8 protein-coding genes are annotated in these 11785 nt (G+C 42.4%); 4 read left to right on the forward strand and 4 right to left on the reverse strand.

Annotation, left to right across the window (positions count from 1 at the left end; translation table 11 throughout):
• Nucleotides 1-144: 144 nt before the first annotated feature.
• Both ABMY35_RS05740 and gorA read right to left on the reverse strand, forming a co-directional pair.
• Nucleotides 145-1335, reverse strand: a complete 1191-nt coding sequence (locus tag ABMY35_RS05740; protein WP_349285396.1) for a conjugal transfer protein TraF — start codon at nucleotides 1333-1335, stop codon at nucleotides 145-147.
• Nucleotides 1336-1685: 350 nt separating this feature from the next.
• On the reverse strand, nucleotides 1686-3044 hold the full coding sequence (gene gorA / locus ABMY35_RS05745; protein ID WP_349285397.1) for a glutathione-disulfide reductase: 1359 nt from the start codon (nucleotides 3042-3044) through the stop codon (nucleotides 1686-1688).
• Nucleotides 3045-3222: 178 nt separating this feature from the next.
• On the opposite strand from gorA, the gene prlC reads away from it, so the two are divergent.
• The 4 genes from prlC (at nucleotide 3223) to ABMY35_RS05765 (ending at nucleotide 9503) form a co-directional block, all read left to right on the forward strand.
• A complete protein-coding gene (gene prlC, locus ABMY35_RS05750; RefSeq protein WP_349285398.1) occupies nucleotides 3223-5259 on the forward strand; it encodes an oligopeptidase A in 2037 nt (678 codons plus the stop codon).
• A 180-nt stretch (nucleotides 5260-5439) separates the two neighbouring features.
• Nucleotides 5440-6576 carry a response regulator gene (locus tag ABMY35_RS05755; RefSeq protein WP_349285399.1) on the forward strand — a complete coding sequence of 379 codons (1137 nt, stop codon included), beginning with the start codon at nucleotides 5440-5442 and terminating at the stop codon, nucleotides 6574-6576.
• Between the two features lie 90 nt (nucleotides 6577-6666).
• Entirely contained in the window at nucleotides 6667-7446 is a 780-nt protein-coding gene (locus ABMY35_RS05760; protein WP_349285400.1) for a class I SAM-dependent methyltransferase, read from the forward strand.
• Nucleotides 7447-7577: 131 nt separating this feature from the next.
• Nucleotides 7578-9503, forward strand: a complete 1926-nt coding sequence (locus tag ABMY35_RS05765) for a methyl-accepting chemotaxis protein (RefSeq protein WP_349285401.1) — start codon at nucleotides 7578-7580, stop codon at nucleotides 9501-9503.
• A 291-nt stretch (nucleotides 9504-9794) separates the two neighbouring features.
• On the opposite strand, the gene ABMY35_RS05770 is transcribed toward ABMY35_RS05765, so the two are convergent.
• Both ABMY35_RS05770 and ABMY35_RS05775 read right to left on the reverse strand, forming a co-directional pair.
• Nucleotides 9795-10811 (reverse strand): hypothetical protein, encoded by a 1017-nt coding sequence (locus ABMY35_RS05770; protein WP_349285402.1) that lies wholly within the window; start codon nucleotides 10809-10811, stop codon nucleotides 9795-9797.
• A 5-nt stretch (nucleotides 10812-10816) separates the two neighbouring features.
• Entirely contained in the window at nucleotides 10817-11743 is a 927-nt protein-coding gene (locus tag ABMY35_RS05775) for a hypothetical protein (RefSeq protein ID WP_349285403.1), read from the reverse strand.
• Nucleotides 11744-11785 lie beyond the last annotated feature (42 nt).

Raw genomic sequence — 11785 nt, forward strand, 5'->3', positions numbered from 1 at the left:
GATTGCTTAAAAGTAAGACATTAGTCAAGTGTGTAAGATCAAAGGTTTGGGTGATAGCTAAAGTAGCAAGCAGGGAGGAAAATGAAGCTGGGGAAAAGTAAAACTGTGGGCACAATGAAGATGTCATGCCCACAGTCAAAGTGATTACAACGTGAAGCTAAGCTGTAAACCAGCGCCTAAGTCGTTCTCACCAGATGTTTGTGCCATTAAGTCTAGGCGTACAACACCAAATGGGCTTAATCCAAAGCCAACACTGTAGCTGTCTTCTTTATCACCATTGAAATCGTGACGGTAACCAGCACGAATTTGTACCCAGTCAAACGCATTTAACTCTAAACCAAGACGTGCGAATTGGCTTTCTTCAGTTAGGTTTGAATGTTGAGGTGCGGTTAAATCAACATCAGCAGCAAGGGTAACGATGTCACCGTTGTAAGAGATACCAGCAATATACTCAGGCCCAACTTTGTAAGAAGGCGTGATACCTTGGCTTGTTACAGAGTCGTAGTCATTTTCGATGAGGTTTTTAGCCACGAAACCAACCGTGACTCTTTCAGTTAGCTCAGTTGCTAAGCCAATATCGAAGTTGAAGTTATTTTCTGTTTTCGTGTAATCGTTTGCATCAAAGTCATCTTCGTCAAATTCATTTACTTTTGATACGTAGTTAAATGAATCAACTTGTTGGAACTTAGGTGTGATGCTCCAATATACTTGCTTATCAGAAACAGTAAACTGATTTGCATAGGCAAAGCCGATTTCGCTAATTGCTGCACCTACAACTTGTAAGCGAGAGTTTAGCTCTTCAAGTTCTTCAGGCGTTTGTGCATTTGCAATTACATTTACATCATCACCAGAAATGAATAGATTTGCATTTGCGTCAATATCTGTATTTGCATAAAGCGCAAAACCACCAATACGACTAGGTGAAGCAAGGGCCATTGCGAGGTTTGCTTCAATATCGATACCACCGTTTAATTTATCTAAATCAGATGCTAGTTGCTTTCTAGCTCTATCTAATTGATCAACGGTAACATTACCGCCAGATTCAGCTAGTTCTAATAAGTCTGAAAGCTCGTCGAAGCTATCTTGGAAAGTATCGATGTGGTCACGCAACTCTTGCTCGTCTCGAACAAATACGTTAGCAGAAGGTAAGATTAACCCGAAGTCGTCAGTCTCATCAGAGTGGCGATTGATCAATGCTGGGTTAATTAACACTGAAGATAGGTAGTCTGCAGAAGCGACACCGACATTACCCATACCTTGAGAGCGAGTATCAGCAGCAGACACAGCCGCAGACGTTGCACTTGCTAAAAGTGCTAAAGCAATACGTTTTTTCATCTATGAAAACCTTGTTGTATTGAGAGCAGAAAAGTTACGCTTATTCTAGCAGCTTCATTGGCGTCGCATAAAAATTTTCAGTTAAAAAAATATGAAAGATTAATTGATATCAACCTTCTTAATAACTAGAAAGTAGTTAGCTCAGGCTCGAATGCGAGACAAAGGGCGTCGAGCCGTTGGGCTTCATGGATGAATAATTGGCAGTGCCCATCTCATGGTAACGAATTATTCAGAACCAGTTGGGTGAGAGCCGCCCTAAAATAGCGAAAGCGTGCAGCTATTTTAGGCTCGAACGCGAGACAAAGGACGTCGAGCCGGGCGATGCTTCATGGATGAATGATTGCTAGTGCCTATCTCATAGTAACGAATTCTTCAGAACCCGTTGGGTGTATCGCCACTACAGAATCAAAGTCTGCTTTAGTCGCGCCCATCTTCATTGCCACAGCAAAACCTTGGATCATTTCGTCAACCGCAAAACCAATACCGTGTAAACCAACGATTTTCTCGTCTTCGCCCACACAAACTAGTTTCATTTTGCAAGGTTGGCGATGTTGCGTCACAGCGGTGTACATAGCAGCAAACGTAGAAGTGTACACTTTCACATTTTCTTCTCCGTACTGTGCGATCGCTTGTGGCTCGGTTAAGCCGATTGTGCCGATAGGTGGGTGGCTAAATACCACTGTTGGTACTAGTTCATAATCCATTTTTGCATCTGGCAGTTCAGGGTTAAATAAACGCTCAGCCAGCATACGACCTGCTTTTACGGCTACAGGCGTCAGTTCAATACCGCCTTCCATAATGTCGCCCAGTGCATAGATCCTCGGTACAGAGGTGTTTTGGTATTCATCGGTTTTAATAAAACCACGCTCATTGGTTTCAACATCAGTGGCTTGTAGATTGATTAAATCAGTCACTGGCTCACGACCAATCGCCCAAATAACTTGGTCAACCGTATGAGTGTCGCCATTTTCTAAATGCAAGGTCACAGAGCCATCAGTTTCTTTTGTCAGCGCTTTTGGTGTGGCGTTGGTATGAAGTCTAGGGCCTTCTTTTTCCATCACTTCAGTGAGTGTTTCAACAACCAAGGGGTCGAAGCTACGAAGTGGTGCATGTTTACGGACAAAAAGATGTGTCTCAGTACCAAGACTATTTAGAACACCAGCAAGTTCAACTGCAATGTAGCCTGCACCAATTACAGCAACACGACGTGGTTGCTTATCTAATTCGAAAAAGCCGTTTGAGTCGATACCATATTCTGCGCCTGGAATGTTCGGAACAGAAGGGCGACCACCTACCGCGATAGAAATATGATCAGCCGTATAGTGCTCACCGTTCACTTCGATGGTTTTGTTATCAACGAATTTAGCAAAGCCGTTGATCACGGTTACGCCATTTTTTGCTAAATAACCTTCGTAACCTTTATGAATTCGGCCAATATAGGCTTCGCGGCTCTCTACTAACTTAGCCCAATCGAAGTTTTTAAGTTCAACATCAAAGCCGTAATCTGGTGCGTAAAGCTTAATTGCTTCAGCGACTTGTGCGCCGTGCCACATCACTTTTTTAGGTACGCAGCCGACGTTTACACACGTGCCGCCCATATGTTTAGCTTCAATTAAAGCGACTTTTGCGCCACGCATTGCCGCACGGTTAGCCGATGCAATACCACCGCTACCGCCACCAATGGCAATATAATCAAAATGTTGAGCCATAAAAACTCCTTAAAAATTGGTTTTATGTTCTAAGCTATTCTGTAATAGAAAGGCGAAGTATCAAGAATATTTCAGTCTAACTTGTAATTGCGGCATTTGCCCCAATTTCAATGCTAATACGGTAAATATATGACGAAAGCGCATATTTTATAAGAACAGATTAAAGGAAAGAGCATTTATGAGTAACCCACTGATCGGCCTAGAAGGTTTACCGCCATTTTCGAAAATTCAACCAGATCATGTAGTGCCAGCACTAAAAGCGGCAATTGAACATTGTCGTAAAACCATTGACGAAGTATTGGCAAAACAAGCATTCACTTGGCAAGGGCTGGTGGTGCCACTTGAAGAGGCGGATGACAAGCTTTCTCGTATGTGGTCGCCAGTATCACACATGCACTCAGTGGTTAACTCTGAAGATTTACGCAAAGCTTATGATGAGTGTTTACCACTTATTTCAGAATATTCAACCTATGTGGGTCAGCATCAAGGTTTATATGAAGCCTATAAAGCGTTAAAAGACTCAGAAGAATTTGCGTCACTGAGTATTGCCCAGCAGACCTCAATTAATAACGCGCTACGTGATTTCACTTTGTCGGGTATCGCGTTAGATAGTGATAAACAAAAGCGTTATGGCGAAATTTCAGCGCGTTTATCAGAGCTCGCTGCAAAGTTTGGTAATAATGTGATGGATGCGACACAAGCATGGCAAAAACATATCACAGATGAAAGCCAACTAGCGGGCTTGCCCGAGTCGGCAATTGCCTTAGCGGCGCATACGGCACAAAGCAAAGAACTTGAAGGCTGGGTGTTTACTTTAGATATTCCGTCTTACCTGCCTGTGATGACTTACGCTGATAACCGTGAGTTACGTGAAGAAATGTACCGCGCATTTAGCACTCGCGCTTCCGATCAGGGCCCGAATGCCGGAGAGTTTGATAACTCAGAGTTTATGGCTGAAGAGCTAAAGTTACGTCATGAATTAGCTCAGCTACTAGGTTTTGACAGCTTTGCAGATAAATCATTGGCAACAAAAATGGCTGAAAGTCCGGCGCAGGTTTTTGAGTTTTTAAATGACTTAGCGGCTAAGTCTAAACCACAAGCTGAACAAGAGTTAAAAGAGCTACAAGCATTTGCTGAGTCTGAATATCAAATGACAGATTTACAAGCCTGGGATTACGGTTACTTTGGCGAGAAGTTAAAGCAAGCTAAGTATGCCATTTCAGACGAACAGTTACGTCCATACTTCCCGGCAGATACAGTATTAAAAGGCTTGTTCACCACAGTTAATAAGCTATTTGGCATTAAAGTTACAGAGCTTTCTGATTTTGATACTTATCATGAAGATGTTCGCTTTTTTGCTGTGCACGATAAAAATGATGCTCTTCGTGGCCACTTCTACCTAGATTTATATGCTCGCGAGCACAAACGCGGTGGCGCGTGGATGGATGACTGCATGGGTCGTAAAATTCGTGCCAATGGCGAGCTGCAAACACCGGTGGCATACTTAGTATGTAACTTCAATAAAGCCGTCGGCGACAAGCCTGCTTTATTCACTCACAACGAAGTGACCACTTTATTCCACGAGTTTGGTCATGGTATTCACCATATGTTGACGCAAATCGACGCTTCAGCGGTTGCGGGTATTAATGGTGTTGCTTGGGATGCCGTAGAGTTACCAAGTCAGTTCTTAGAAAACTGGTGCTTCGAAGAAGAGGCGCTGAGCTTTATCTCTGGTCACTTTGAAACTGGTGAGCCATTACCTAAAGAGTTACTTGATAAATTATTGGCTGCGAAAAACTTCCAGTCGGCCATGCAGATGTTACGCCAGTTAGAGTTTAGTTTATTCGACTTCCATATTCATGCTGATTATAAGGCCGAAGAGGGTTGTCAAATTCAGTCTACTTTAAATGAGGTGCGTAAGCGTACAGCCGTGGTTAAAGCGCCTGAGTTTAACCGTTTCCAACATGGCTTTAGTCATATTTTTGCAGGTGGCTATAGCGCGGGTTATTACTCTTACAAATGGGCGGAAGTTTTATCGGCAGACGCGTTTTCTCGTTTTGAAGAAGAAGGCGTGTTTAACTCACAAACTGGACAAGACTTTCTGCAGAATATTCTAGAAAAAGGCGGTTCTGAAGCGCCAATGGAATTATTCAAGCGCTTTAGAGGTAGAGAACCACAAGTTGACGCATTACTCCGTCATAGTGGAATAGCGTAAGATTTTTGTAGCGCGGGGTAGACCCTGCGCCAAGATTGCAAATTTGCATAATAATTACTCAGAGTTTGATGTAGTTTTAAAAATAAAAGCGTCTTCGGGCGCTTTTATGCTTTTTGGGGTTCGCAAAATTATCATCTCCAGCTATGCTATTTAAAGACATGATTTATTAAGGGAAATGGTATGAGCAGACTGGTGCTGGCTATCGATGACGACAAGTTAGTGCATAAGATCATCGAAGACGCGTTGGCTGAAAGCTGTAAATTGATCCGAGCTAAAAATGGTGATGAGGGGTTGCGGTTAGCCCTTAAATATCAACCCGATATTATTCTTCTTGATGTAGAAATGCCTGGCATGAACGGCTTTGAAGTATGTGAAAAGCTAAAAAAAGCGTCACAAACCAAAGAAATTCCAGTGATGTTTCTTTCTTCTCGCACAGATATCTCTGAGCGTATGCGAGGTTATAACTCTGGTGCTGCAGACTACATAGTAAAACCTTTTAACCGAGAAGAGTTGCTTGCCAGAATCAATGTACTTGATGACTATCGTCAAGTGTCTCAGCGCCTTAAACAAGATATGGAGCAAGCGCAGATCACCGCCGAAATTGCGATGACAGATTCGGGTGATATGGGTCGGATTATGCGTTATGTTGGTCAGTCGTATCACGCCCATGATCTAGAAAGTTTATCGAGCTTTTTCTTCGAGTTCTTTGTGCCTTTACAGCTAGAAGTCGCGGTCGCATTTTGGCATAAACAAGGTGAGGCGTTTAAATCTGCTGAAGGTGCTATTCAGCCTATTGAGCAAGAACTGTTAGAGCAAAATCGTGAAGGTAGTCGTTTTGTCGACTTTGGTCGTCGTACCATTATTAATTACCCTAAAGTCTCTTTGCTGATCAAAAATATGCCGACCGAAGATCCTGGTATGTACGGTCGTTACAAAGACTTGCTGCCACATATTTTGGAGGCGACGAATGCCAAAATTCAAGATATGGAAGAGAGTGAGCAAGCAATCGAGCAAGTAGCGCACATAGGTCAAGTATGTGATGACATTGCGCAGCAGTTAGTTTTTTTAGATATGCACCACAGCACGCAATCAGATAACTTCCGGCAATTACTGGTCGCTGAAGAAGTTGCAAATTTAGAGCAATTAAAAGAAGTTTCTCAGCATTTCGCCTTTTTGAACGAAGAGATTGATGTCATCAAACAAAAACTCGCTTTGCTCACAGAAACGCGAGAGGCACTTCATACTAGTCTTAATAAGTTGAGTCAGCCTTGGAGTGAAGACCAAGTTGCTTCTCAAGATGATATTGAGCTTTTCTAATCCTCTGCTCTTAATTAAGTATTATGAGAGTTGGTATAAATAAGCGTTTCAACGTTATAATGGGCAAGCTGTTCTATAAGGAGTTTGCCCTTGCTAATCTATACCCCCTATCCTGAAAATCGTCCTTACCTTGATGACATCGAAAAACGCTTTGAATTAGCCAAATGGGCAGAGCAGTGTAATGCCAATGATGTGCCAAATAAAAGCTTGTTTAAGTTGCAGTTTGATGAGCATGGATTGCAGTTATTCAAAAGTGATGAACCAAAACTCGGTGCCATTCGAGTAGACTTCGTAACTGGAGCTAGTGCACACCGACGTAAATTTGGCGGTGGCAAAGGTCAAGCAATTGCTAAAGCTGTGGGGCTAAATAAAGGTGCGATACCGCATGTACTTGATGCCACCGCAGGTTTAGGTCGAGATGCTTTTGTATTAGCTGCACTAGGTTGCAAAGTGACCCTGCATGAGCGTCACCCTGTGGTTGCAGCATTACTTTATGATGGCCTTCAGCGTGCTTACCAAGATCCTGAAATAGGTGAGTGGATGAAGGCGCAAGTGGGCATGGCATTTGGTTCTAGTCACGACCTGTTAAATAGTACTGAGGTAGAACCAGATGTGGTGTATCTAGACCCTATGTTTCCACATAGAGAAAAATCGGCACTGGTGAAAAAAGAAATGCGTGTGTTCCAATCTTTAGTTGGAGACGATCATGATGCTGATGATTTGTTACCTTTTGCCATGAAATTGGCGAGTAAACGCGTTGCCGTAAAGCGCCCAGACTATGCGCCATTTCTCGATGAACAAAAACCGAGTATGCAAATCACTACTAAGAAAAATCGCTTTGATGTTTATGTTAAAGCTGCGATGAAATAAAGCACAAGTCGACCTTAACATAGGTAGAAAGTATGTTTTTAACTCAAATTGCATTTTGAGTGAGCAAGTTACATCAAACTGTCATAAAAGTTTAATACGCTAGCGCCGAATTTAGGAACCAAGGGGGTTGTATGCGTGTTTCTGTTTTTACTCGGTGGTTAGCTGTTTTACTTACTTCGGCAAGTTTGTTTTTAGCCGGCGTATTGTTTTGGGCGTCGAATTTATTAAATACCTTAGATCAGCAGAATACAGGATATAACCAACTCAAAAATACTGTGCTGGTTGAGCTATCAGGAAGCGTTGAAAGCTATCTTAGTAGCGGCGATAGTCAGTATTTAACTGAGTCTTCAGACATTATCAACAAGCTCAAACAAGCATATATTGGTCAATTACCTGATGAACTTGCTACGACGATGAGCAATAAGCTGGATACATTGGATGCTGATATTAACGGAAAGTATCGTGCGATAGGTAAATTATCTGGTAACGAAATGGCTCTATTAGATAATGCCTTGAGACAAATGAGTGGCTCAGCATCATCTTTAATTAGTTATGCATCTAAAGCAGATGACAGCCCTGTCAAAAAACAATATTACGCGTTAGCGTCTGATTACTTTCAAGCAGTGAACCAACTGAGTATTTTTACCTATCACTTATCAATCAACCCGGATGCAAATACGCAAAAGAGCCTACAAAATACCATTTCGACTTTGCAATCTATCGCCAATAAAATCGAGCGTTTAGAAAACCTAGGGGTTATGAGCGAAGTCGACGAAGACGCGTTGTTTTTTGGCGAAGAAGCAGAAGACTTAGCCGATGAAATCAAATCAGAGCTTTCTAGTTGGGCGAATCGTTTTGGCAAAGACGTACAAAATACCTTTGCGCAATCACAATCTCGTCAAGCGGGTACAAAAGCACTTCGAGCAGATATTCAAACTATTATTGATATTGTGCTATCGGCTGAAAGTGACTTAAAAGCCAGTCAAGACGATTTAAAATTGAATGTTTTGGTATTATTCAGTGTGGCAATTGGTTTGTTAATTTTACTCGCTGCAGGTGTTTATTTTGTGCAGTTAAACCAAGTACTTAATCCATTGCGACAGCTTAGAGATGGTTTTGCTGATTTGATCAATTCAAATGAAATGAAACAAATCCACAGTAAAAACCCTGACACTGAAGTGGGTGAGATAGCTGGTTACTTTAATCAGCTCATTCAGCGCCAACAACTAGAAGCACAAGAGCGCCAAGAAATGCTGACTTTAGTGAATGAGTTTATGGCCCAGATGAGCGAAAGCCTGTCACAGATCAGTCAGCAATCTGAGAACACTTATAATCAAGTCGAGCAAACTCAGGGGCTATTGCACAATATTAGAGATTTAGGCGAGCAAGCCAACGATATTAATACTCAGGTATCTGATAATGCCAATAGTACCTTTGAAGCCATGTCACACAGTGTGCAATTTGCCGATGCCATGCTTGAAGCGAGCTCTTCAACAGAGCAGCGTGTAGAGCAAGGGCAAGATAGCTTAAATGAATTATTAAAGGGTGTTTCAGACGTAGGCACAGTGGTTGAAATGATCCGTACCATTGCGGAGCAAACTAATTTATTAGCACTAAATGCAGCCATAGAGTCGGCGCGAGCGGGCGAGCACGGTCGTGGCTTTGCCGTTGTTGCCGATGAAGTGAGAAAGCTAGCACAACAAACGCAAGATTCCTTGTCTGACATTCATCAGCAGTTAAACACCCTAGGCGAAAACTCTAAAAAAGTATCTGAGCAAATGGGCGCGTTATCACAAGATGCGCAAGCCCAAACAGAGCATGCGCAAGAGTTAAAACGTAATTCTGAAGGGGTTGCAGAAAGTGCTCAGACAGCGAATCAAGTTGCAAGTCATGCCATGGAACTTGCTCAACAACAAAGTGGTTTGGTGGATGATTTCAGTCAAGCTATGTTGAGTATGAAAGACCAAGTAAATAGTTCTAGCCAGCAAGTGAGTGAGATCCAGTCGAAGTTACAGCAGCAAATGCGACAAGTGAGGCAAAGTCTCGGTTTGTCATAAAAAAGCGCGATATAAAATCGCGCCTACAATCTGGTTGTGTGGTAGGTCGGGGCTGTAGTCCGACAAAAGTAGCTCAGGGCAAAACCCTGTCGCGATAAATGACGACCTACATCGTACATATTAATTTGATCTGTAGGTCGGGGCTTTAGCCCGACAAAAGCAGCTCAGAGCAAAAAATTCTGTCGCCATAAATGACGACCTACATGGTACATATTAATTTGATCTGTAGGTCGTGGCTTTAGCCCGACAAAATCAGTTCAGAGCAAAACCCTTGTCGCCATAAATGACGACCTAGACTAACTGCACTTTATTCAGCATCACTCCAGATTTTTGCATGGTCTTTTCTATTTGCTCAATGGTCATAGGGTCACGACTCACGCCAGATTGAAACCAATTAAGCGTTTGCGCGTTATGTCTGAGTTTAGGCGTGTTATTCAATACACTATACAAGTAGTTTTCAGCGAATAATTGATGGCTTGTAATATCATTTGAGATAGCCAGCATACCCGGATGAACATGATGCATGTGTACACCTGACTCAGGAGAATGCGCAATAAATCGAGAGGCATTGTAAGCGAGTAAACGTACCTTATTTGAGATAGTTTCTTGTATGTCGCGCATCGCAAATAGGTCATCAAGCCGATTACGATATTTCTCCAAAGACTGTGGTTCAAATAAAACGTTAGCTAATCCATTTTGCGGGGAATGTATCACTCCTTCTTTATCTGTCAGTTGATCTAAGAACAGAATATGATCTGCTTGCCTTGCCTGCACCTGTACTTTCACATCTGGTAGCGCTTTGGGCATAGTCAGAGTCGACCAGTTACTATTATTAGCAACATTCACAAGTTGCGCTTTATGAAACTGCTTATCTGTTTGAGGATCTGCAATCGCTTTAAGCAATGGCGAATTACTCGCAAGCCCCTCTGGCGCATGATAGGCAATAGTAATGTGTTTTCTGTTGATGCCTTTTGATTGTAAGCGTGTCAAACAAGCGCTTACTAATTTATGATCAACACTATAAGGGAATGCTTTTTCACTCACTTGCCCTAAGATAATGAGTACTTTATCTGTTTCAGATTGTCTGAAATTAAGCGCATCCGTTAGTTGGTTGAAGAGCATATTGGTTTGTGCTTGCTCCAATAGCCCTGCATTTTTTAATTGTGCGGTGGCAACCGCGCCATTGTGATTGTTAAACACGTTGTCGAGTGCAAAGCTAGGCATGCTGCTGGCTAACAATCCCATTCCTGCACCGGTGCCTTTTAAGAAAGCACGTCTTGATAGTCCTTTGTTATTTGATGGTTCCATAATATTTAAACCTTTTCGTAAATACTGAGATATTCCGGCAGCATAGTGCTTTCTTCGAGCGGAATAACCTTTTGCACTTTGTAGCCATAGATCGCCATTTCTCTATGCCATGCATCTAAAGATTGCAGTCTGTTTCTATGCGTTTGCGCGCTCTGCCACGAGCGACCATGTAGTAAGTTTTGCCAATCATTAAATACCGAGACCAGATGTTTCTGTGCGGTGTGTTGCACGTCGAATATCGGCATGATTAACTTGCCACCAGAGGGCATGTGCTGCTTCATATTGAGCATCATGTGAGTAAACTCATTGCTTGAATAGCTGTGAGGGCCATTATAAATAGCGGCTAACTCAGCCTTAGGCGCATTTATATGACTTGCTTGAGTGAATAGCTCTGTTGGATGAATTACTCCAGTGAAATCCGCTCGTGGCAATGGTGTATATTGCTCGCTTAAGGTGTGCGTCATGGTATAAGTTGCACCATTAAAAAATGGCAAGTGATTGATTGGATCAAACTCACTATTGGGTAGACCAAAGCTGATATACCCAGAGAACCGTTGATGCTGAATTAACTCTGCCAAATATTGGCTGAAGCGCACTTGCTGATCTTGCAAACGATGCATATTAAGCAACTGTATATTGAGGTTACTGCTGGCTAGAATAGCCGACAAACGCTGGTATATCAGCGCTTCATCTTGCATGTTTGCCGCACACTTTAATGCTTGAGTGTGTATTTCAGCATCTTGATATAAGTGCAGTTGCTTTGCTAATAATGCAGTAAAATCATTAAATAAATACTTATTTAAATACAATGCATGGTAGCTATTTGATTCATTAAGCAAGGCCCTTATCCAAGGCGAAGCAAACGCATCAAGACTGGTTAATCCGGCAGCAGCAAAACCGCTTTTTAAAAAAGCGCGTCGCGACAATGTCATCCTTTTACCCTTGTGTTAACGTGGCCGGTATGATGTTTTACC

Origin of the sequence: Pseudoalteromonas sp. BZB3 (assembly GCF_040104455.1) — a bacterium.
GTDB lineage: Bacteria > Pseudomonadota > Gammaproteobacteria > Enterobacterales > Alteromonadaceae > Pseudoalteromonas.